This is a genomic window from Pandoraea sputorum, from assembly GCF_000814845.2.
Lineage (GTDB): Bacteria > Pseudomonadota > Gammaproteobacteria > Burkholderiales > Burkholderiaceae > Pandoraea > Pandoraea sputorum.
Window position 1 is genome coordinate 3,569,958 of the sequence record NZ_CP010431.2, and the last position, 22,611, is coordinate 3,592,568.

Genomic DNA, 22,611 nt, shown 5'->3' on the forward strand with positions numbered 1-22,611 from the left:
GATCGTGACGCCCACTCCCACCGCCCCTTCCCATCGTCCGACGCTGGGCTTCATCGGCGCCGGGCGTGTGGCTCGTGCGCTCGCGCAGGCCGCGACCCGCGCCGGATACGAAGTGACGATCGTTGCTAGCCGGAGTGTCGAAAGTTCGAGGCGCATTGCGACGGCCTTGCCCAATTGCGAGGCCATCGCCATTGAACGTTCGGAGGACATGAGCGACGTCTTTTCGCGAGCCGATCTGGTCTTCCTGACGGTGCCTGACGACGCAATAGCGACTTGTGCTACGTACCTCACGCCGCGAACAGGCCAGGCGCTGGTCCATTGCAGCGGCGCATCCGAGGTTGGGTTGCTCACGCCCGCGACACGTCACGGCGGGCAAATTGGCGGCTTCCATCCACTTTTTCTTTTCGCAGGACTCGACGACGACGCGACCCGCATGCAAGGGTGCGCCATCACCATCGAGGCAGAAGCGCCGCTGAACGACATCCTTCAGCGTCTCACGAGCGATATTGGCTGCCACCCCTTGTCGATTCCGGCGGGCGAACGCATGCGATACCACGCGGGGGCCAACTACGCAGCCAGCTTTCTGCTCTGCCTGCTCGACGAGGCGACTCACCTCTGGAAGTCCATCGGCATGCCCGAGGGCGCTGCGCAAGATGCAATGTGGCCGCTGGTCATGGGCACGCTCAACGCAGCGCGCGAACGCGGGCTCCCCGGTGCGCTTGCCGGACCGGTGTCGCGCGGCGACGCCAATATCGTTGCCCGCCACGTCGAAGCGCTCGCAGCCATGGGGGGCAATCACGCGACGCTTTACTCGCTGCTGACCCTGCGCGCCATTCATCTGGCCCGTCAGCGTTCGAACCCGGACAATGCCTCCCTCGACGACATTGCGCGAGCGATCGCGCCCTTCATCCCTCCGGTCACGCCCGGAAGTCACGGATAGATTCAGCCACGCCTCGTAAAAGGCCCACCCTATCGCCGCGCCCCGGATCGCCAGCGCCGCCGCGCCGACGAGTGCCAGCGGGATGGCGCTCACCCCGCTCCCCTCATTCTTCATATCTCTCCTCCACCCTGATACTGTATAAAAACACAGTATAATGACAAGCATTCCCTGCGGCCGTCCGATGGCCGTGACAGGGACAGCTATTCAGGAGATGAGTCATGGCATCCTCATTCGCGCCGCCCCCGTCGCGCAAGGGCCGAGGCGCCACAGCCAATCTCGAATCGCGCTTTTCAGCGTTTCGTCGCGAGATCGATGAGACCCGTCATGAATCGGACGCTGCCCAAGAATGCGAAGTCAAATTCGTGACACAGGTCGCACTGGAAAATGCGCGAACGATCATCTCGCGCAACACCTCGGCGGACATTCCCTTCGACCGCTCGATCAATCCCTACCGTGGATGTGAGCACGGCTGCACCTATTGCTTCGCGCGCCCCACGCACGCCTACCTGGGACTCTCTCCAGGTCTGGACTTCGAGACACGTTTGTACGCGAAACACAATGCGGCAGAGCGTCTCGACGCCGAATTGCGCAAGCGCGGTTACCAACCTGCACTACTTGCGCTGGGCGCAAACACGGATCCTTATCAGCCAATCGAGCGGGAATACGGGATCACACGCAGTGTCCTGGAAGTGCTGGAGCGTTTTGGGCACCCCGTCGGCATCACCACCAAGTCGGCGCTCGTCACGCGCGATATCGACATTCTTTCGCGCATGGCCGCGCGCGGTCTGGCCCGGGTCTTCATTTCGGTGGGAACGCTCGATGCGGATATCGCCCGCAAGATGGAACCGCGAGCGAATACGCCGTCGCGACGCATCGACGCCATACGCAAGCTCACGGACGCGGGCATTCCGACAGGCGTCATCGTCGCGCCGATCGTGCCTGCGCTGACCGATTTCGATATCGAGCGAGTGTTGACGACCGCAGCCGAGGCTGGCGCAACGTACGCCGCGTACGTGATGTTGCGACTCCCCAGAGAAGTGCATGACGTCTTCGTTGAATGGCTGGAGGCCAATTACCCGTTGCGGGCTCGCCACGTCATGAGTCTGATCGAGCAGGTGCGTGACGGAAAGCACAACAGCTCAGAGTTCGGTACACGGATGAAAGGCACCGGGTTACACGCCGAATTGATTCGGCAGCGCTTTCACCTGGCCGCCCGCAAGTTGGGACTCAATCAGGCCAGGCCCCCATTGAGAAACGATCAGTTCTGCGTCCCGGAATTGCCGCCACAGGCCAGTGATAGGAACGGGCCCAATAGCGGTCACCACGCGCGTCCCGACCGGCAAACCGCGAACAGCGGACCGGCGACTGCGGCAGATCCGCAGATGCATCTTTTTTAGGCAACGCGCTCACTCGTCGACATGAACAGTGAGCGTTTCCTTGATTTCCTCCATGACGACGTAGCTTTTCGACTGCACGGCGCCGGGCAGTTGAAGAAGAATGTCGCCCAGCAATTTCCGGTATTCAGACATCTCGCGGATGCGTGCCTTGATCAGATAGTCGAAATCCCCCGAAATCAGGTGGCATTCCATGACCTCCGGAATACGCAGCACCTCCCTGCGGAACTGGTCGAACATGTTGCCCGACTTGTGGTCGAGCGTGATTTCGACGAACACCAGCAGTGCCGCGCCCAGCGCAGCCGGATTGACGCGGGCGAAGTAGCCCATGATCACGCCGTCCCGCTCCATGCGTTTCACGCGCTCGATGCACGGCGTGATGGACAGACCGACCTGCTCCGATAGGTCCTTCATCGACATCCGACCGTCCTGTTGGAGCAACGTCAGGATGCGTCGATCGAGCCGATCCAGTGTCCGGACGGATTGCTGCTGAACTCTCATGATTTTTTCCTGAATTCAGGCCATATACATTAACTAAACCTACGATTCCGAGAATAGCATGCGAATTATTACTGCATAACTATGGTTTTACAGGAGTCAACGCAATGAAGGTCATCGTTCTCGGCAGCGGCGTCATCGGCGTAACCAGCGCCTACTACCTGGCAAAGGCCGGGCATGACGTCACGGTGCTCGACCGTCAGGCAGGACCGGCGCTCGAAACCAGCTTCGGCAACGCTGGTCAGATTTCGCCCGGATACGCGTCCCCGTGGGCCGCGCCGGGGATTCCGGCGAAGGCCGTCAAGTGGCTGTTCCAGAAACACGCCCCGCTCGCCATTCGTCCGGACGGCACCCTGACGCAACTGAAGTGGCTCTATCAGATGCTGCGCAATTGCACGCCCGAGCGCTATTCCGTCAATAAGGAACGCATGGTGCGGATCGCCGAATACAGCCGCGACTGCTTCCGCGAGCTGCGCGCAGAAACCGGCATCGCCTACGAAGGCCGTCAGGCGGGCACGCTGCAATTGTTCCGCACCGAAGATCAACTCGAGAACGCGGCACGCGATATCGCCGTGCTCGAAGAGGCGGGCGTGCCGTTCGAACTCCTGGACAGCAAGGCGCTCGCGAGCGCAGAACCGGCATTGGCAGCCGTTTCGCACAAGCTGACGGGCGGTCTGCGCCTGCCTAACGACGAGACCGGCGACTGCCAGATGTTTACGACGCGTCTGGCGGCCATGGCTGAAGCGCTGGGCGTGAAATTCCGCTATGACATGCCGATCGACGGCCTGAACGTGGTCGGCGACAAGATCGAGGGCGTGGTTTGCGCCGGGTCGCTGCAACGTGCGGACGCCTATGTCGTTGCGCTTGGTTCGTACTCCACGCCGTTCCTTCGCGGAATCGTCGATATTCCGGTGTATCCGCTCAAGGGCTACTCGATTACCGTACCCATCGTCGACGCATCTCGCGCCCCGGTTTCCACCATCCTGGACGAAACCTACAAGATCGCCGTGACGCGCTTCGACGACCGTATCCGCGTCGGCGGCATGGCAGAAGTCGTGGGTTACAACAAGCGCCTCAACCCGGCGCGTCGCGCCACGCTGGAGATGGTCGTGAACGATCTGTATCCGGGTGCAGGCAACACGGCGGAAGCGTCATTCTGGACGGGCCTGCGTCCGATGACACCGGACGGCACGCCGATCGTCGGCGCGACGGCGTTGCGTAACCTGTTCCTGAATACCGGACACGGCACGCTCGGTTGGACGATGTCCTGTGGTTCGGGTCAGTTGCTGGCCGACCTGATGTCTGGACGCCGCCCGGCCATTCTGGCCGACGATCTATCGGTGGCGCGTTACAGTGGCGCGTCCCATGCGCAGGCCGAACCGGCCTTCGCTTGACCTTCCAGACGGCACCTTCGGGTGCCGTTTTTGTTTGGGCATCACGTGTTGTCGAATTCGCTGTTCGTAGTCACATCACAACAAAGGAGACGCATCATGAAGATCGGTGTACCCAAGGAGATCAAGAACCACGAGTATCGCGTAGGCATGACGCCCGCAGCTGTACGCGAAGTGGTAGCACGCGGGCACGAGGTCTGGATCGAGACCCAAGCCGGTGAAGGCATCGGGATGGACGACACGGCCTATGCCGCTGCGGGCGCCCGTATCGCCGCCAACGCCGTCGACGTCTTCGATCGCGCCGAACTCATCGTCAAGGTCAAAGAGCCGCAGGCTGTCGAGCGCGCCAGATTGCGGCCTCATCACACGCTCTTCACGTATCTCCACCTTGCCCCCGATCCCGAGCAAACCAACGATCTGATCAAAAGCGGCGCCACGTGCATCGCGTACGAAACTGTGACGTCCGCAAATGGGGGCCTTCCGCTGCTCGCGCCCATGTCCGAAGTCGCGGGACGCATGTCCATCCAGGCTGGCGCAACCGCGCTCGAAAAGACGCACGGCGGGCTTGGCTTGCTGCTCTCAGGTGTGCCCGGCGTCGAAGCGGGCAAGGTCGTCATTCTCGGCGGCGGTGTCGTCGGGACGAACGCCGCGACCGTTGCCGTCGGCATCGGGGCACAGGTCACGGTCATCGACAAATCGGTCGACGCGTTGCGACGCCTGAGCGCCCAGTTCGGAGGGCGCGTGCAAACGGTCTATTCGACGCAGCACGCGATCGAAACGCATTTGCGCGATGCCGATCTGGTCATCGGTGGTGTCCTGATCCCGGGCGCCGCCGCACCCAAGCTCATTACACGGGCGATGTTGGGCCTGATGCGCAAGGGTGCCGTCATCGTGGACGTCGCCATCGATCAGGGCGGTTGCTGCGAAACGTCGCATGCGACCACGCACGCCGACCCGGTCTACGTAGTCGAAGGCGTGGTGCACTACTGCGTCGCCAACATGCCGGGGGGCGTGCCGCGCACGTCGACCTTTGCACTGAACAACGTGACACTTCCGTTCATTCTGCAACTGGCCGATCACGGGGCAATCGCCGCCATGCGCGCCGATCCGCATTTGCTGGCCGGACTGAACGTAGCGCGCGGCATGGTGACCAACCGCGGGGTAGCCGACGCGCTCGGACTCGTCTACCACGATCCGCACGCCGTACTGGCGAACCTGCCGGCCGCAGCCTGAGCCAGATGATGAGAGCCATCGGGGTGACACGCGATGCTCGTCATCGGGCGTCACCCCGGCCCGGCTCAAATCCACCGCCACGCCGCTGACCGTCCAGCCCCGCCACGCCTTGCGCTTTGGACATGGGCGCACTCACTTCGTTATACTGCCTCCATCTCGACGGCGCCCGCCGACCAACCGGCATGGAGGGCACGCTCAGCCACTCGGTATTTCGCCTGCCCGAGCCGTCAACGTCTATGAGCAAGTGATGAACGCCGACCCGCAAGAACTCAATAAATTCAGTGAATTGGCCCACCGCTGGTGGGATCCGCACAGCGAATTCAAGCCGCTGCACGAGATCAACCCGTTGCGCCTCGACTGGATAGAACAGCATGTCCAACTGCAAGGCAAGCGCGTGCTCGACATCGGCTGCGGTGGCGGCATTCTGTCGGAATCGATGGCGCGTCAGGGTGCGCGCGTCAAAGGCATCGATCTGTCGAAAAAGGCGCTCGGGGTTGCCGATTTGCATAGCCTTGAAGCGGGCCTTTCCATTGAGTACGAAGAAATCGCCGCCGAAGCGCTCGCTGCGCGTGACGCGGGTACGTATGACGTGGTGACCTGCATGGAAATGCTCGAACACGTGCCGTCGCCGGCTTCGATCGTCGCTGCATGCGCAACGCTCGTGAAACCGGGTGGTCATGTGTTCTTTTCCACGCTCAACCGCAATCCGAAGGCATGGCTGCTCGCCGTGGTCGGTGCAGAGTACGTACTGCGGATGCTGCCGCGCGGCACGCACGATTACGCCAAGTTCATCCGCCCGTCGGAGCTGGCATCGTTCACCCGTGCGAGCGGCCTGACAATCCGCGATATGCGTGGCCTGACCTACAATCCGATCAGCAAACGTTACGCGATCAATCGCGATACCGACGTCAACTACATGGTCGCTTGTACTCGCGACGCCTGATATGTTCGAGCCCCCCGTGCGCGCCCCCTCCTCTCTCGACACCACGTCAACACTGTTGCACGGCGAGATCCGCGCTGTCCTGTTCGATCTGGATGGCACCCTCGCCGACACGGCCCCCGATCTCGTCGCTGCGGTCAACAAGGTGCGTACCGATCGTGGTCTGCCGCCAGGCCCTTACGAGACGCTTCGAATGCAAGCGTCGCACGGTGCGCGCGGATTGATCGGCAGTGCATTCGGCGTAACCCCCGACGATGCCGCTTTCCCGGCGCTGAGAGACGCATTCCTTGCCAACTACGAAGCGGCCTTGTGCGTGCAAAGCCGCTTGTTCGAAGGCATTCCAGGCTTGCTTGCTGCCTTGCGCGAACGTGGCATGCCGTGGGGCATTGTGACGAACAAGGCTGCGCGCCTGACCAATCCGCTCGTCAAGCTGATCGGGCTCGCGGACGGCGCAGCCTGCGTTGTCTCGGGCGACACGACGCCGCATAGCAAGCCGCACCCTGCGCCCCTGCTCTACGCAGCCGAGTGTATTGGCATTGCGCCTGCCCACATCGTGTACGTTGGCGACGACCTTCGCGATGTGCAGGCCGGCAAGGCCGCCGGAATGGCGACGATTGCTGCGGCCTACGGTTATTGCGGCGACTCGCTCGCGCCTGCTCAGTGGCGGGCGGATGCGGTCGTCGAACGCGCGGGCGCGATCGCCCCGCTGGTGATGTCGCTGGCCTAAGCCACCGAACCATCGCCTGCCAGGACGCTGTCGCGACACTCGCGGCGCGTTCTGGGAATGTCCCGCCGCGCCCCAGTGGCGCTGCGTATGCTTCATAGGCTACTTCCGGGAGACCGCATGGCCGAACAAGCGAACGATCGCGAATCCTCAAAAACCTCCTCCGCGGACGGCAACCGCCTGCAGCAAGGCGTCGCCCGCGCACAAGCCCTTGGGCGCGACCCGGAAGTGCGCCGCCGCGCACGCAAGACCGGGCTGTGGGCCGCGGGGATCATTGCCGTGTTTGGCGTGGTCGGCTACTTCACGGTACCGGCCGTGCTCAAGCATTACGCGGTCGACAAACTCTCCGCCTATCTCGAACGACCGGTGAGCGTGGGCGACGTCAGTTTCAACCCATACACGCTGCGTCTCGATCTGCATCAGGTGCATATCGGCGACAAGACACCCGGCCAACCGTTCGTCGATATCGGCGAATTGCGGGTGAACGCCTCGTGGAGTTCGCTATTTCGCTTTGCCCCGGTGATCGGCGAGTTGTACGTCGACACGCCCGTCGTGAACATCGTGCGCACCGCGCCGCAGCGGTTCAATTTCTCGGACATCATCGATCGCGCGACGTCCGGCCCGCCTTCGCCCGAACCATCGAAGCCTGCGCGCTTTGCACTGAACAATGTGCAGATCAAGAACGGCACGATTCGCATCGACGATGCCTATCAGAACGAGAAGCACGTTGTCGACAATCTGCAGGTCGGCGTGCCATTCATTGCCAACCTGCCTGCCGACACCGATATCTTCGTACAACCGCTGCTGCAGGCATCCATCGACGGCTCGCCGCTGCATATCTCCGGACAGACCAAACCGTTTGCCGACTCGCTGGAGTCGACCGTCGACATCAAGCTCGACCGGCTCGACGTGCCGAAGTACCTCGGTTACGCGCCCATGACCGTTCCCGCGCAAATCAAGAGCGGTGCGATCAGCACCGATCTGAAACTGCGCTTTACGCGAGACAAGGACGGGAACCACGTAGTCCTGACGGGAACTGCGGGGTTGGCTGACGCCGTGATCAACGAAGCTAACGGCTCACCGCTCGTTGCGGTTAAACAGATCGACGTCAAGCTGGGCAAGGTCGAGCCGCTGAGCAACATCTATCACGTCGACAGCGTACGGATCGATGGACTCGATCAGCATGTCACGATGGAAAAGGACGGGTCGATCAACGTCGTAAAAGCCCTGCTGCCGCAACGGCCAGTGCTGAAGGCTGTCGGCAAAGCGGTCGACGAAGCGGCGGCATCGCCCAAGGCGAGCGAAGCGGCCAAGTCCGCGCCGAAGGTCGCTGCCGAACAAACGGCACGCCCTGCTACGCCCGCATCGGCTGCTGAAGCCGCGCAGGCGAAGGCTGCGGCCGCGGCGCAACCGTTGCCGCTCGACCTGCTCGTCGGCGAGGTTTCGCTGGTGAACAGCAAGGTGCGTTTCACCGATGAACGCGGCGCAAAGCCCGCGAGCATTGCGCTGGAGAACATGCAGCTCGGTGTCAAACAGTTTTCTACGTTGGGTAAGGACCCCGCAACTTTCGATGCTTCGCTAGGCATTCAAAGCGGTGGGTCGCTCAAGGCCCGCGGTCAGTTCAGCCTGCCTGCGTATAACGCCAGCGGGGAACTGGAAGCACAGTCGATCGCGCTCGCGCCGCTGCTGCCGTTTGCACAAGGCGCGCTCGCAGGCGACCTGAAAAGCGGCACGGTCGGTGCGCAAGCAACGTTCAATGCGGCGTTTGCCCCCGACAAGCAGCCCAACGTGCAGGTCGCACCCGCCACGGCAACACTGGAAAAGATCGAGTGGCTGACCGGTCAGAAGGGCGATGCCCCGGTGAAACTGGCCAAGGCCCAGGCGAAGCTCTCGCACTTCGATCTCGGTGCCCGTCAGGCGGTCGTGGACGAGGTGACGATCAGCGGTCTGGACGTAGCGGCACGCCGCGACAAGGACGGCAAGATCAACCTGCTGGCGCTGACCGGCGACGGCCAGCCGAAGGCGTCCGCAAGCAGCGGCCGTGGGGTCAACACTCGCGTCGGCACCGAACGCGGTCGACGTACTTCTGCCAAAGCCCCTGCATCGAGCACGCAAGCCGCGGGCGGATGGCAGTGGAAGGTCGGCAAGGTCTCGGTCGAGAACGCGAGCATCGGGTTTGAAGATCGCGCGGTCAAAGGCCGTCCTATCAATGCGAAGTTCGCGCCCCTCAACATTAAGGTCCAGGGCGCGTCGCAAGACATGACCAAGCCGCTACAGCTCGAAGTGAACGGCACGCTAAACAAAAAGGGCTCGCTCAACGCGACAGGCAGCGTCACGCCGCAGCCTTTGTCCGGCGATCTTCAGGTCAAAACCCAGCAACTCGATCTGGCTGCGTTCGATTCGTACATGAGCGACGAACTGAACGCGAGCATTGCGAGCGCCCTGCTCTCCAGCAACGGACGCGCCACCTTCGCGATGAAGGGCGACACCCCGCAAGCGACATATCGCGGTGACGCCACGCTCGGCAACGTACGCCTGCTCGACAAGGTGACGACGGACGACTTCGTGCGTTGGAATGCGTTGGCGGTGCAGCAGATCAATCTGGCAGTGGGCTCAGGTAAGCCGAACGTCCAACTGGGCAGCATTGCGCTGTCGCGCTTTTACGCGCGTCTGATCATCAATGCGAACGGCCGCCTGAATCTGGCCGATGTGGTGGGCAATAACCAGGCACCCCGCTCGCTCACGCGCGCCAACGAAGGCATACCGCTGGATGCGGCGTCCGCAGCGAAGCCCCCGCTGGATGCGGCGGCTTCGGCGGTAGAAGCCGGGCAGCCGACGGAGGTCGAGAAGAAGGAGCAATCGCCCGGCAAGACAACGGCCGAACGGGGCCCCGGCTACGGAACGGGCAAGGCGCTACCTGCGGACGTCCACATCGGGCGTATCACCCTGCAAGGCGGCAACATCAACTTCACGGACAACTTCGTCAAGCCGAACTACACGGCCAATCTGACGGATATCGGCGGACGGATCGGCGCTTTTGGCACCGCCACCACCGAGCCTGCCGAAGTGGCGTTGCAGGGCAAGGTGAACCGCAACGCGCCGATCAATATCAACGGCAAGATCAACCCGCTGGCGCCGATGGCGTTCGTGGATCTCGGTGCGAAGGCGGACGGCATCGAACTGACCAACCTCACGCCGTACTCCACGAAATACGCGGGCTATCCCATCGAAAAGGGCAAGCTCACGGTCGACGTGCACTATCTGCTCGATCAGGCGAAGCTCACCGCGAACAACCACATCTTCATCGACCAGTTGACGTTCGGCGACCATGTGGACAGCCCGACGGCGACCAACCTGCCGGTGCGTCTGGCTGTGTCGTTGCTGAAGAATTCGCGCGGTGAAATCGATGTCGACATTCCGATTTCCGGCTCGCTGGACGATCCGCAGTTCAGTCTCGGCGGCGTGATTTTCCGGGCGTTCGTGAATCTGATCGTCAAGGCGGCCACAGCACCGTTCAGCTTATTGGCGTCCGCATTCGGCGGTGGCGAGCAGGAACTGGGGTACGTTGAATTCGCCCCGGGGAGTGCGCGTCTGTCGCCTGCCGACGAAAAGCGTCTCGAAACGCTGGTCAAGGCACTGAACGATCGCGAGGCGCTGAAGCTGGACATCGTAGGCCGCGTAGACCCGGCCAAAGACACCGATGGCCTGCGTAGCGTGGCGGTCGAGCGCGCCATCAAGGCGCAGAAGGTCAAGGCGATGGTCGGCAAAGGCGAGAGCGTCGACGTCGACGGCATGACGGTGACGCCGGAGGAACGTAGCAAATACCTCACTGCTGCCTACAAAGCGGCCGACTTCGCGAAGCCGCGCAACATGATCGGTCTCACCAAGTCGCTGCCGGATGACGAGATGGAGAAGCTCATGGAGACGAACGTCAAGGTGGGCGACGACGATCTGCGGGCGCTGGCCGAGCGCCGTGCTCAGCGGGTGCGGTCCTGGCTGGATGGCAAGATCGCGTCCGACCGGCTATTCGTGGTGGCGCCGAAGCTGAACGCAGACGGCATCAAGGACAAGGGCGCGACAACCCGAGTGGACTTCGCACTGAAGTGAGGCATTTGTGTCATAATCGATCATTCCACTGGGGCCGACATGGTTTCGACGTGGGTATAAAGCGATGCAGGGCATACCGAGGACCCGTCACCTCGTTAATCAATGGGAAAAACGTAACTGCAAACGACGAAACGTTCGCACTGGCAGCCTAAGGGCCGCCGTCCTCTGCCTAGTTCACTGACGGACTAGTGTCGCAAGACCGGTAGCAATACCGCCAGAGGTCATATACGTCAGTTAAGCCTTGGTGGCGTCACGACGCCAAGGTCGAAAATTTAGTGAATCGCTGTTGCGTAGCGTGTTCGTCCGCGACAAAACAGTTAAATCAAATGACAGAACTAAGTATGTAGAACTGGTCGTAGAGTGCTTGCGGACGCGGGTTCGATCCCCGCCGGCTCCACCAATATTCTGATCGTCGACGACAACGAAAGACGTTCAACCCCAAGTAAAAAATGGGCCCTCGGGCCCGTTTTTCATTTCTGCCATCACTTCAGCGGATTTCACCCCGCCTTCCCCGACTTCAACCCAAGAAACGGGAACGGCGGTGCGGCCTTGAAACTAGCGGAAACTTCGCCACTGAAAGTGTTGCGCTGGTCTTTCCCGAGATCGAGACGCAAGACCGGCGCACCGACCGAAAAGTCGACCTTGTTGAGATCCACCCAGAACGTATTCGGTGTGAGCGCCGACTCGAAAAAATAGAGCATGCGCTTGTGATCGACGACGGTTCGCCAGCGCGTCGACGAGATATTCGGCTGCCCCGGGGTCGTAATGCCGAACGGCACCGACGCATTGCGAATCACGCCAAACATGCTCGCCAGCGCCTCCACAGGATCTTCGCTCTTCGGAATTGCGTTGACGTAAAACGACGCCCGCGCAAAACGGTCCGACGCGCGGTTGGTCCCCGGCAGGAACGTCGTGCCGCCGATCTGCGTCCAGTACGCATTGAGCGCAAGCTGCTCGTCGAACGTCGGCGAGTTCGTCATCACCTGATACTGCTTGCCGTGGTGAATCACCTGCCGACCATTGATGTATTCGACGATAGCGCTGTCGCCTGTCTTGTCCGACATCGACAAATGCAGCGTCGTGAGCCGATCCTCGCCCGGCACGTTATCCGTCACGACCGTGAAAGGCTGCTTCTCCAACGCCGAGACGGCCTCGGCGACCGTCGCGAAATTGTCCAGGACGTACTGCGCCCATGCGGCAATCGTCAAACCCGGCTTGGAATCCTTGTCGAACTTCGGATATTGCGACTCCACGAGCCACAACAGTTGCGCGGACAAGCCCTTCTCATTGACGCCATCGGTCGTCGAAACGTCGTAACCGGTCGCCACCACACTGCCGTACTTCGCCGTCCAGCGGATGGAATTGGGCCCAGCCTCGCCCGTGCGCGCAATACCCCGGGGCAGCACATACAGATTGGTCGCGACGTCCTTCTTCCAGTCCATCGAGCGCGCTGTAATGACATCGTCGTTCGCCCCCAGATACACCACGCGAGTGCAGGCTAGCGACGACAGTGGAGAAAAGGCGAGCGTTGCCGCAGCAACGAGACACGGCAATGTCCTGACAAACTTACGGGGCATGGCGACACCTCACATTGGGGGAAGGGTACGCAAGAACCGTCAGTATAACGACTGAATTCCGTCACGCCCCTGCTTCCGTGCCATACCCACCCATACCCACCCATACCCACCCATATCCGCCCATACCACCCCATACCCCCCTACCCGGCCGTGCCAGCCACGTCGGGCGTCACTCGACCAGAATCGGATACAGCGAAGCAACGAGCAGCGCCGCCGCCACACCGTTGAAGATACGCACCGAACGCGCGTCGGTCAGCACGCGGCGCATCGCCACGCCGAATCCAGCCCACAGCCCAATGCACGGCGCGCCGAGCACGCCGTAGATCACAGCGAGCAAAGCGACGTCGGGCAAGTGCGACGCGTTGGGCAGGTACGTGCTGATAGCGCCCACGGCCATCACCCACGCTTTCGGATTCACCCACTGGAATGCCGCCGCGCCGACGAAGCCCATCGGGCGCTCGCGCCCCCGCCGCTCGTCGTCCATCGGCCCCGAGCGCGCCAGATGCCACGCCAGCCACAGCAGATACGCCGCACCAACGTACTTCAGCACCGTGTGGATGACCGGGAAACGCACGAAAACCGTATGCAGGCCAGCACCGGTCAGGAACACCATCAGCGCGAAACCGAAGGCGATACCCGCGAGATGCGGCAGCGTGCGCACGAAGCCGTAATTCAGCCCCGAGGCGAGCACCATCATGTTGTTGGGTCCGGGTGTCACCAGCGTGATGACAGCGAAGGCGCAGAAGGCCAGAAGTTGTTCGGTCGTCATAATCGTCCATCTGAAACGCCGCGCCGGTGTCGCACTCTGCGAACACGCGAAAAAGACGCGGTGTGACAGCATAGTCACGCGTACCAGAGCACACCCGATACACTTCAATGAATCCGCACGGGCCTGTACCGGTCGTACACCATGACAGTTGGGCCACGCCGTGCGTCGCGGCACATCGATCGACGTCAGGCGATACGGTGAATTGTCGGTAGCCGCCCCACGCGCGCCAACGTCGTGCGAAAATCGGCGGCATCCGAACGACCTATCGAAGCCGTCGCCCTACGCTCCAGGTGCGCCAGGGCGCCTATCGAACGCTCGACACTCAATCCATGCCGCCACGTCTGCCACCGTTGTCCGCCCTGCGCCTGTTCGAAGCGGCGGGACGCCATCAGAGTTTCAAACGTGCTGCCGCCGAATTGCATCTCACGCCAAGCGCTGTCAGCCACGGCATTGTCGGACTGGAGCAGACGCTGGGCGTGGCGCTTTTCACGCGCTCGCCGCAAGGACTGACCCTCACGCCGGAAGGCGTGGACTATCTCGCGTACGTGACCGAAGCGTTCTCTCTGCTGCTCACCGGTACGCGACGTCTACCGACCCCGGACGCCTCGCGCGCCATCGCCATCACCTGCGCCCCGACCCTCGCCTCACGCTGGCTGCTGCCGCGTCTGGACATGTTCATGCGTCGCATGCCGGGCGTCGACATCACGGTCGACACCTCGCGCCGCCAGGTCGGCTTTCCCACCGACGGCTTCGACTTCGCCATCCGTCTCTCGCGCGCGCCCGTCGCCAGCGACACGTGGCACCGCCTGTTCGGCGAACGGTTCGTTCCCGTATGCAGCCCCGCCTATCTCGCAATGCACGCGCGCGAGGACGGCACTGTCGATCTGCGCGAAGCGACCCGCATTCATGTGAGCAGTGCCAGCGAAGACTGGCAGGTCTGGGCCGAAGGCGCAGGCATCGACGACTTCGACACCCGGGGCGGGCTGAGTTTCGACAGCATTCAACTGGCCTTCGAGGCCGCCATGGCGGGCCTTGGCATCGTGATCGGACGTCGCCCGCTGGTCGACGAGTATCTCGCGACCGGGACCCTCGTCCCCGCGCACGACGTCACCACGCAATCGCAAGGCGCGTACTGGCTAATCAGCGCCCCCGACATCGAGCCGCACCCAGAATGCGTGGCGTTTCGCAACTGGGTCATCGAACAGGCGGGCACCCACCAAGGTGAATAAAATTCACCTGCACGCTTACACAACTCCTTTGCCAGACGGAGACTTCATTGCGACACTTCGGTGAGGAGGATTCACCATCATGTCGCAAACTACCCCACCCCCATCGGCGTCGCTACAGGGACGCGTCACCCTCATCATTCTCGCCGGCGCGCTCGTACTCAGCGCCGCAATGGGCACGCGCCAGACGTTCGGTCTCTTCATCAATCCGTTTTCCTACGACCGCGGCGTGCCCGTCACGCTGGTCGCGTTCGCCATCGCCCTGCACAACCTCGTGTGGGGCTTCGCGCAGCCGTTTGCGGGGGCGATGGCAGACCGTCATGGTCCTGCACCGGTCGTCGCGTTCGGTGCGTTTGCCTTCGCCGCCGGACTCGCGATGGCCGCCCTCGCACCGTCCGGCATCTGGCTCGTGATCGGGCTAGGCGTGCTCGTCGGTCTCGGCATCAGTTGCACGACGTTCGGTGTGGTGCTGCCTGCCGTGAGCCGGGCCGTCACGCCCGAGCGGCGCACGATGGCCATGGGCCTCGTCAGTGCGGGCGGCTCGCTCGGACAGGTCGCGCTCGTGCCCGTCGCGCAGGGGTTGCGCGAAACCTACGGCGTCTCGACCTCGCTCTTCGTACTCGCTCTGGTGTTGTGCTGCGCAGCGCCGCTCGGCTTGTTCATGACCATGTCACGTCGCAGTAAGCCCATGCACAGCAGCACCGCCCCCGCCCCGACGGCCAAATCGGTTGACGACGAGCACGTGTCCCTTCGCGCAGTCCTTCGGCAAGCCCGTTCGCATCGTGGCTACCAACTGCTCACGCTCGGCTTTTTCACCTGCGGCTTCCAGCTCGCCTTCATCGCAACGCACTTGCCGGGCTATCTGCTGATGTGTCACATGCCAGTCGGGCTTGGCGCGACGGCGCTCGCGCTGATCGGTCTGTTCAACATGCTGGGAAGCTGGGCGTGCGGCTGGCTCGGCGGACGATATCGTCAGCACCATGTGCTCGGCTGGCTCTATCTCGTGCGTGGCGCGGCCATCGCCCTGTTTTTCGTGCTGCCGAAAACCGACACAAGCGTCGTGATCTTTGCCGCCGTGATGGGCCTGACATGGCTGGGCACCGTGCCGCTCACCAGCGGTCTGGTGGCGAAGGTGTTCGGTACGCGGCATCTGGGCACGCTCTTCGGCGTGTGCTTCATGAGCCATCAGGTCGGCTCGTTCCTCGGGGCGTGGTTGGGCGGATTCGTGCTCGATGTCACCGGGTCGTACAACCTGATCTGGGCGGCGACGGCGATTCTCGGCGCGGTAGCCGCTGCGCTTCACTTCCCGATCAATGACGAAAGTGTCGTGCCGCCGCTGCGCCCGCCGATGCCCGCGAACGCATAACCGCCCGCGCGAAGCCTTAGAGCCGGTGCGCGTTCGCGAGGCGGAAAATCTTCGTCCAGCGTTGCGCGAGCGCGCGGCCCGGCATCGGCACACGCCAGCTCGGCTGCGCGTTGTGCGCAAGTTCGAGCGTCAGCGACCAGCGTCCGCCCTCGTTCACCGGATGGGCGGACGTCACGTCCGAAAACACGAAGCGCGTCTCATGACCGTCCACGCGTAGCGTTCCCATCTTGCGGTCTGCGTCGAGCGTAAGTTCACCCCACTCGCCCGACACGCTCACCAGACGCTTGCCGTCACGCCGCACGCCATGCACCGCGCGATAGCGACAGACCGCGTCGACCACCAACCACACCACGATCAGAACGCAGACGACGATCGTCGCCACCGCTGCGAGCGTCCCGAAGCGCAGCGCTACGGCCCCATACAGTCGCACTGCCCCATACACAATGCCCGCCAATACGACGAGCGCCAAAAGAATAAACGGCACGCGTGCCTCCCGGCGTCGATAACCGCATCCAAAACAAAAAGCCCCACCGGCAGATTTGCGCGGTGGGGCTCCATCTCATCACAGGCGCGGTATCGGTGCCGACGTGAATCGGCACATCACCGCAACCGTCACCGTCAACGCTGCGGTTGCGGCGCGGCGGCGACGTCCTTACGCACCTTGGCCACTTGCGCGGCCGTCACCGCCGGGGCCTTGTTGCCCCAGCTCGAACGCACGAACGTGAGCACGTCGGCCACATCCTGATCGGTCAGACGGTCGTCGAAGCCCGGCATCGCGTAGTGCGTCGGTGCCGACTTCGTCGAGGGCATCTCCGCCCCACGCAGCACGATGTGGATGAGCGAGGTCGGATCGACCGAGTTCACCGTCGAGCTGAGCGCCAGCGTCGGGAAGGTCTGCGTGTAGCCCTTGCCCGTACTCCGGTGGCATGCCGCGCAGTTGTCGAGGAACGTGAGCGCCCCGTTGCTCTTGTCCGACCCCACACGCAACGCCTTGGCCGCGGTGTCGTCGTACGCGAGCGCCTTGGCGTTCGGATCGACCGGCTTAAGCGTCTTCAGATACTTCGCAATCGCTGCAAGATCGTCGTCGCTCATGTGCTGCGTGCTGTGCTGCACCACGTCCGTCATACCGCCGAAAACGGCCGAATGGTCGTTACGTCCCGACTTGAGGAACGCCGTGATGTCGCCTTCGCTCCAGTTGCCCAGACCGTCTGTGACATCGCCACGCAGGTTCTTCGCGAGGAAGTTGTCGACCACGCCGCCCGACAGGAACGCCGTGCTGTCGTCGGTCAGCGCCTTCTCCTGCAACGCGAAGCCACGCGGCGTGTGGCAGGCGCTGCAATGCGCGAGGCCTTCGACGAGATAGCGTCCGCGTGAGATCGGATCGTTATCGGTCGATGCCACATCGGCGACCACCGCCGGGGCAAACATCTTGCGCCAGAGCGACAACGGCCAGCGCATCGACATCGGCCACGGGATATCCGTCGCCTTGTTCGCCTGCGCGACCGGTTGCACGCCGTTCATGAAGTACGCATACAACGCCTTCACGTCTGCCGGACGCACCTTCGCATACGACGTGTACGGCATGGCGGGATACAACGTCGAGCCATTCTTCGCGATCCCGTGACGCACCGCTTTGTCGAAGTCTTCGAGGCTATAGTTGCCGATACCCGTGTCTTTGTCCGGCGTGATGTTCGTCGAATAGATCGTGCCGATCGGCGACGCGATCGGCAGACCACCTGCGAACGGCTTGCCTTTGGGTGCCGTGTGACACGCCGCGCAATCTGCTGCGCGCGCGAGATATTCCCCCTGCTTGAGCAATTGCGCCTGCGGATCGTTAGCAGCCGCTGTCTGCGGCGCGCTACCGCCTTCCACCGTCACAGCGGGCACGGCAGGCGTGGGCACCGGCGAGACGGCTGCGCCCGAGGGCGCGGCCGCGTTCTGCGCCCAGACGGCAACGGCCGCGAGCGCCAGCGTACCGGCAGCGAACAAGCCAGCGGAGCGTTTCATCATCGTTTTGCGGATCATGGTTGCGCTCCTCAGGCCTGGACCAGCGGGCCGGCGTTCTTGAGGTACTGCTCGCGAATTGCCTTCGCGGACCAGTACGCCAGCGCCGCCACCACGCCCGTGGGGTTGTAACCCATGTTCTGCGGGAACGCCGAAGCCCCCATCACGAACACGTTGGAGACGTCCCAGCTCTGCAGATACTTGTTGACCACGCTGTTCGAGGGATTCGTGCCCATGATGGCGCCGCCCGTCGTGTGCGTGCTCTGATAGATCCGCGTGTCGTAATGCGTGCCCTTCTTGCGAATGGCGCGGAACACCTTCTCGGGATTCATCGCGCGGCCGACTTCCTCCATCCGGTCGCCCATGTAGCCGAGCATGTTGTATTCGTTGTCGTGCCAGTCGAACGTCATGCGCAGCAGCGGCACGCCATAGGCGTCCTTGTAGGTCGGGTCGAGGTCGAGGCACGCATCGCGATACGACATGACCGAACCGGAAATCCCGATCGTCATGTAACGCTGATATGCGTCGGCAATGCCCGCCTTCCACTTGCTGCCCCATGCCGGTGTGCCCGGCACGGTCGGCGTCATCTTGATCGGACGTCCACCGTAGCGAATGTGACGAATGCTCGCACCGCCGACGAAGCCGAGCGGTCCGTGATCGAACTGGTCGCCGTTCAGGTCGTCCATCGACACGCCGCCTGCGCCCGTGCCGACGAACGGGTTGAGCTGCGTGCCCTTGGGCAGCAGCACGTTCACCGCGCCGTTCATCTGGTAAGCGTAGTTCTTACCGACCACGCCCTCGCCTGTCTTCGGGTCGTATGGCTTACCGATACCCGAGAGCAGCAGCAAACGCACGTTATGCATCTGATATGCCGCCATGATCACGAGATCGGCAGGCTGTTCGACTTCACGGCCCTGCGCGTCGATGTAGGTCACGCCGGTGGCCTTCTTACCGTCGCTGTCGAGATTGACCTTGATGACGTACGAGTGCGTGCGCAATTCGAAATTCGGCTTCTTGAGCAGCACCGGCAGAATGGTCGTCTGCGGCGATGCCTTCGAATACATGTAGCAACCGTAGTTCTCGCAGAAGCCGCAGAAGTTGCACGGCCCGAGGCGTACGCCGTACGGATTCGTATACGGCTCGGACGTGTTCGCTGCCGGTGCGGGGTACGGATTGAAACCCACTTCGCGTGCGGCCTTCTCAAAGAGCTGCGCACCGTAGGTGTTTTGCAGCGGCGGCGTCGGGAACTCGCTCGAGCGCGCACCTTCGCGCGGATTGCCGCCCGGCACGATCTTGCCGTTCAGGTTGCCAGCTTTGCCCGATGTGCCGAACACTTTTTCGGCGAAGTCGAAGTGCGGCTCCAGTTCTTCGTAGCTCACGCCGAAGTCCTGGATCGTCATGCCTTCGGGGATGAACTTCTTGCCGTAGCGCTCTTCGTAATGACTGCGCAGCTTGAGCTCTTCCGGCAAGATCCGGTAGTGCATGCCGTTCCAGTGAAAACCTGCCCCGCCCACACCGTTGCCCAGCAAGAACGAGCCGTTTTGACGGTACGGCACAGCGAGATCGTCGGGTGTGTGGCGAATCGTGACGGTCTCACGCGCAAGCTCCTGAAAGAGCTTGCCGCGCACAGAGTATTCGAGTTCGTCGATGACCTTCGGGTATTGCGCGTCGGTGGGCGTGTCGCGCATCGCGCCACGCTCAAGTGCGACCACATTGAGTCCGGCGTCGGTCAGTTCCTGGCCGAGAATCGCCCCGGTCCAGCCGAAGCCCACGATGACGGCGTCGACCTTATCTTTCTTGATTGCCATGAATTAGCCCCGCTTTCCGGAAATCGACACGGGCCCGTACGGGTATTTGACGTTGGGCTGATCCGCCCAGTCCATGAAGTCGGCGCGTGCGCCCGGGAAACCCACGAGCTTCCAGCCGACCATGTCCTTGTTGCCGCCGTGGATCGGGTCCGAGAGGAACCCTTCCTTCGTGTTGGCCAGCAAGTAGGAGAAGAACGTGCGCGCGGGCACTGCGTCGAATTCGATCTTCGCGTGCTCCAGATCCCCGAGCACGGCTTCCTGCGTCGCGTGGTCGAGATCGGCAAACGCTTTGTTGTACTGCTTCTTGCAGTGAGCGTCGCAGGCAGCAATGCCGTGGCGATAGATGTCGCGCGGCACGAGGCTCAGTTGGTAACCCATCTCGGGTGGCTGATCGGTGTGGAACGGCCCCTGCATGTACCAGAGCTTGCCGTGACCGAACGGCGTTTCCATCTGGCCGTCGATGAACTTCGGCACGTCCGCCTGCAACGCGCCGGGGCCGAGATCGTCAGCGGGAATCAGACGGTCGACGGCTGCGTTGACGAAACGCCATTCGTCGGCAGTGAAGTATTTGGGTTCGTAAGCTTGGCCTGAGGCGGCGGGCGCAGCGGACTGACTGCTGCAGGCGGACTGTGTGAGCGTCGCACCGGTGGCGAGGGTCGTGGCAGGCACGATCGCCAGCACCTGGCGCAAAAAGCGCCGGCGCGGTTCCTTGTCCTGTGACATGGAGTTCTCCGTTTTGTGGGGGACGAATCACGCATGACAGTCAAGCGGGGGCGAGCCATGCGTGAAGAAAACCTGACAGGCTATTCACCTCGCGTAGCGCTATTAACGACGCGGCCATTCTACTGACAAGTTCCCTACATGGCAAAGAAAGAGATTGTTGCGTCAATCGCGCAACTTATTGATTGAAAAGGCTTGCAGATAATTAAAATATTTACTATTACGCGTGCGCGCAGGGTTTCGCCAAGCAAAATATGTGGCGAAATTCGTATGCGATCCGAGAGGATTCACAAGGCCTAAATTTGGTGAATACGATGCGATCGAACAAAAAAAACGCCACCGGAAACCGATGGCGACGAGTCGTCCTTTGACGGCCGGGAGGTGACTTATTCCTGGTCGGGCGGCGGCGTCATGGGCAAGGCAGGCGCTTGCGTATCCGACGGATTCGCAACAGGTGGCAGCGCACCATACGTCTTCGGACGCGCCCCCGTTCGCAATGCCATTTGCTCAGGCGTTTCGTTGATCCAGTCCACCGTGGGACCGGCAGGACGATGGACCGGCCGCGACATCGAACGGCCCACCTCTGCGGAGAGGCGTCGCACGCGTGGATGTGCGCGTTGGGCCTCACGGTCCCGGTCATCCTGCTGCTCGGCCAGCCGCTCGACCGACGGGTTCCCTTCGAGGATGACGCTCAAACGCCCCGCTCGCCCCGAATGGGCACCGATGAACTGCTCGACAAATTGTTCGCGTCGTGAGGTCGGTGGGGCTTTCGGCTGCACGGATTTCGTCATGGGTGCTAGCCCGGACACATCTTGCGATGTTTCGACTTCGTCGAACTGAGCGTCGTCATGCGACGACTCGGACGGCGCACCGATCATCCGCCCGCCATCCGTTTGCCGGAGGTCGTCCCGCAATGCACGCGCAGCGTGCTTCCATTGATCGATCTCCAGCGCACGCGCACCAAGCCACGACGCCGTCGTCCGCGGTGCCGAGGCTTTGGCATCCGCCAACACCGCCGAATACTCATACAAGCCGAGTCCTCTCGCGCGGATGTCGTTCAACGTCACCGGCCGGTCGGCCGGATAGCCGAGCAGCAACGCGAGCCGCGCCGAATCGTTACGGGCGCGAATGTGATTCTTCTGGAAACGCGACTTCGACGTCGCTGGCTTGAGCACGACTTTGCCGCCACGAACCTTCAATCGAAGCGGCACGTCGGCACCGCCCCTGGACATTTCGCGCTGCGCCTCACGCGTCATGTCGTTCAGCGCGATCAGCAGATTTCGCTCGACCGTCAGCTCGTTGAATTTCCGCTCATGGCTGTTGACGGTGAGCGCAAGCATGATATCGCGCATCCTCGTCATGTCGGCGAGGTGTTGCAGTCCCATCGACCTGGCCGGGCCCTTCGGCAGACGGCCGGTCGCATGGCTCATCCGATCAAGTTCGTCGTTCACATGCGCGATTTCGACCAACTGATCGACCACCGGTGTCGAATCGAAGCTACGCACGAACGCCTTGTTTTCCGGTGGAATGCCGTAGCGCACCTGCCGCATGGCTTCGGTTCGTTTGTCTTCGAATGAGATGTCGCGCTCGACGCAGAACTGAAAGAGCGTGTGCCAGTTTTCGACGCGCGTGCGTATGGGGTCGGCAACGAGCGGCTGGGCCATCAGATCGTCGGCCCTCACTCTCTCGATCTCGCGATACGCTTGCCACCGGCCGATCGATATGCCGCCGCTGTCCTCGACCGTTCTAGTGCGCTGCGGATAGGTCTGCCACGCCTTGCTGAGCGAACCCGCCACTGTCGGCGGCGCGGCGCCCAGCCGCGCGAAGTCCGAGCCGAAGCTGTGACCGCATTCGCACGAAAGCGGTTGGCCTGACAGTAGTACGGGCACGGACGATACCGACGGCCCTCGCTGC

Annotated in this window: 17 protein-coding genes and 1 other RNA gene; 10 read left to right on the top strand and 8 right to left on the bottom strand. The window is 62.5% G+C overall.

Features of this window, described 5'->3' with window-relative positions; genetic code table 11:
* Positions 1–4 precede the first annotated feature (4 nt).
* The gene (locus tag NA29_RS15745; protein ID WP_039399450.1) at positions 5–940 is read left to right on the top strand and encodes a Rossmann-like and DUF2520 domain-containing protein; all 936 of its coding nucleotides are present in this window, start codon (positions 5–7) and stop codon (positions 938–940) included.
* Positions 941–1,158: 218 nt separating this feature from the next.
* Complete coding sequence (locus NA29_RS15750) at positions 1,159–2,337, top strand: PA0069 family radical SAM protein (RefSeq protein ID WP_167370901.1); 1,179 nt, start codon at positions 1,159–1,161, stop codon at positions 2,335–2,337.
* A 9-nt stretch (positions 2,338–2,346) separates the two neighbouring features.
* Here NA29_RS15750 and NA29_RS15755 read toward each other — a convergent pair whose 3' ends face one another.
* Entirely contained in the window at positions 2,347–2,835 is a 489-nt protein-coding gene (locus tag NA29_RS15755) for an Lrp/AsnC ligand binding domain-containing protein (protein WP_039399452.1), read from the bottom strand.
* A 104-nt stretch (positions 2,836–2,939) separates the two neighbouring features.
* Here NA29_RS15755 and NA29_RS15760 point away from each other — a divergent pair, with 104 nt between their 5' ends.
* The 6 genes from NA29_RS15760 (at position 2,940) to ssrA (ending at position 11,627) form a co-directional block, all read left to right on the top strand.
* Positions 2,940–4,226, top strand: a complete 1,287-nt coding sequence (locus tag NA29_RS15760; protein WP_039399454.1) for a D-amino acid dehydrogenase — start codon at positions 2,940–2,942, stop codon at positions 4,224–4,226.
* Between the two features lie 96 nt (positions 4,227–4,322).
* Positions 4,323–5,456 (top strand): alanine dehydrogenase, encoded by a 1,134-nt coding sequence (gene ald, locus NA29_RS15765; RefSeq protein WP_039399456.1) that lies wholly within the window; start codon positions 4,323–4,325, stop codon positions 5,454–5,456.
* 244 nt (positions 5,457–5,700) lie between these two features.
* Positions 5,701–6,399 (top strand): bifunctional 2-polyprenyl-6-hydroxyphenol methylase/3-demethylubiquinol 3-O-methyltransferase UbiG, encoded by a 699-nt coding sequence (ubiG, locus tag NA29_RS15770; protein ID WP_072633305.1) that lies wholly within the window; start codon positions 5,701–5,703, stop codon positions 6,397–6,399.
* Position 6,400: 1 nt separating this feature from the next.
* Positions 6,401–7,123, top strand: a complete 723-nt coding sequence (locus tag NA29_RS15775) for an HAD-IA family hydrolase (protein WP_052252980.1) — start codon at positions 6,401–6,403, stop codon at positions 7,121–7,123.
* Between the two features lie 117 nt (positions 7,124–7,240).
* On the top strand, positions 7,241–11,227 hold the full coding sequence (locus tag NA29_RS15780) for a DUF748 domain-containing protein (protein WP_052252981.1): 3,987 nt from the start codon (positions 7,241–7,243) through the stop codon (positions 11,225–11,227).
* Between the two features lie 30 nt (positions 11,228–11,257).
* Positions 11,258–11,627: a transfer-messenger RNA gene (ssrA, locus tag NA29_RS15785) on the top strand.
* Positions 11,628–11,724: 97 nt separating this feature from the next.
* Here ssrA and NA29_RS15790 read toward each other — a convergent pair.
* Positions 11,725–12,804: a linear amide C-N hydrolase gene (locus NA29_RS15790; protein WP_039399460.1), complete on the bottom strand. Its 1,080-nt coding sequence runs from the start codon at positions 12,802–12,804 to the stop codon at positions 11,725–11,727.
* A gap of 169 nt (positions 12,805–12,973) precedes the next feature.
* Positions 12,974–13,573 (bottom strand): LysE family translocator, encoded by a 600-nt coding sequence (locus NA29_RS15795; RefSeq protein ID WP_039399462.1) that lies wholly within the window; start codon positions 13,571–13,573, stop codon positions 12,974–12,976.
* A gap of 329 nt (positions 13,574–13,902) precedes the next feature.
* Here NA29_RS15795 and NA29_RS15800 point away from each other — a divergent pair, with 329 nt between their 5' ends.
* On the top strand, positions 13,903–14,802 hold the full coding sequence (locus NA29_RS15800) for a LysR substrate-binding domain-containing protein (protein ID WP_039399464.1): 900 nt from the start codon (positions 13,903–13,905) through the stop codon (positions 14,800–14,802).
* Positions 14,803–14,881: 79 nt separating this feature from the next.
* Entirely contained in the window at positions 14,882–16,165 is a 1,284-nt protein-coding gene (locus NA29_RS15805; protein WP_039399466.1) for an MFS transporter, read from the top strand.
* Positions 16,166–16,181: 16 nt separating this feature from the next.
* On the opposite strand, the gene NA29_RS15810 is transcribed toward NA29_RS15805, so the two are convergent.
* The 5 genes from NA29_RS15810 to NA29_RS15830 all read right to left on the bottom strand — a co-directional run bounded on the left by NA29_RS15810 (position 16,182) and on the right by NA29_RS15830 (position 22,586).
* Positions 16,182–16,649 (bottom strand): hypothetical protein, encoded by a 468-nt coding sequence (locus tag NA29_RS15810; protein WP_039399468.1) that lies wholly within the window; start codon positions 16,647–16,649, stop codon positions 16,182–16,184.
* Between the two features lie 134 nt (positions 16,650–16,783).
* Positions 16,784–18,190 (bottom strand): c-type cytochrome, encoded by a 1,407-nt coding sequence (locus NA29_RS15815; RefSeq protein ID WP_224786837.1) that lies wholly within the window; start codon positions 18,188–18,190, stop codon positions 16,784–16,786.
* 11 nt (positions 18,191–18,201) lie between these two features.
* Positions 18,202–19,977 carry a GMC family oxidoreductase gene (locus tag NA29_RS15820; RefSeq protein WP_039399470.1) on the bottom strand — a complete coding sequence of 592 codons (1,776 nt, stop codon included), beginning with the start codon at positions 19,975–19,977 and terminating at the stop codon, positions 18,202–18,204.
* Positions 19,978–19,980: 3 nt separating this feature from the next.
* Positions 19,981–20,700: a gluconate 2-dehydrogenase subunit 3 family protein gene (locus NA29_RS15825; RefSeq protein ID WP_039399472.1), complete on the bottom strand. Its 720-nt coding sequence runs from the start codon at positions 20,698–20,700 to the stop codon at positions 19,981–19,983.
* A 383-nt stretch (positions 20,701–21,083) separates the two neighbouring features.
* Positions 21,084–22,586: a hypothetical protein gene (locus NA29_RS15830; protein ID WP_150777403.1), complete on the bottom strand. Its 1,503-nt coding sequence runs from the start codon at positions 22,584–22,586 to the stop codon at positions 21,084–21,086.
* Positions 22,587–22,611 lie beyond the last annotated feature (25 nt).

Coding starts and splice junctions, on each gene's coding strand:
- NA29_RS15805 (WP_039399466.1), top strand. CDS start 14,882: ATGTCGCAAACTACCCCACCCCCATCGGCGTCGCTACAGGGACGCGTC.
- NA29_RS15815 (WP_224786837.1), bottom strand. CDS start 18,190: ATGATCCGCAAAACGATGATGAAACGCTCCGCTGGCTTGTTCGCTGCC.
- ald (WP_039399456.1), top strand. CDS start 4,323: ATGAAGATCGGTGTACCCAAGGAGATCAAGAACCACGAGTATCGCGTA.
- NA29_RS15780 (WP_052252981.1), top strand. CDS start 7,241: ATGGCCGAACAAGCGAACGATCGCGAATCCTCAAAAACCTCCTCCGCG.
- NA29_RS15755 (WP_039399452.1), bottom strand. CDS start 2,835: ATGAGAGTTCAGCAGCAATCCGTCCGGACACTGGATCGGCTCGATCGA.
- NA29_RS15795 (WP_039399462.1), bottom strand. CDS start 13,573: ATGACGACCGAACAACTTCTGGCCTTCTGCGCCTTCGCTGTCATCACG.
- NA29_RS15775 (WP_052252980.1), top strand. CDS start 6,401: ATGTTCGAGCCCCCCGTGCGCGCCCCCTCCTCTCTCGACACCACGTCA.
- NA29_RS15800 (WP_039399464.1), top strand. CDS start 13,903: ATGCCGCCACGTCTGCCACCGTTGTCCGCCCTGCGCCTGTTCGAAGCG.
- NA29_RS15790 (WP_039399460.1), bottom strand. CDS start 12,804: ATGCCCCGTAAGTTTGTCAGGACATTGCCGTGTCTCGTTGCTGCGGCA.
- NA29_RS15760 (WP_039399454.1), top strand. CDS start 2,940: ATGAAGGTCATCGTTCTCGGCAGCGGCGTCATCGGCGTAACCAGCGCC.
- NA29_RS15750 (WP_167370901.1), top strand. CDS start 1,159: ATGGCATCCTCATTCGCGCCGCCCCCGTCGCGCAAGGGCCGAGGCGCC.
- NA29_RS15825 (WP_039399472.1), bottom strand. CDS start 20,700: ATGTCACAGGACAAGGAACCGCGCCGGCGCTTTTTGCGCCAGGTGCTG.
- NA29_RS15820 (WP_039399470.1), bottom strand. CDS start 19,977: ATGGCAATCAAGAAAGATAAGGTCGACGCCGTCATCGTGGGCTTCGGC.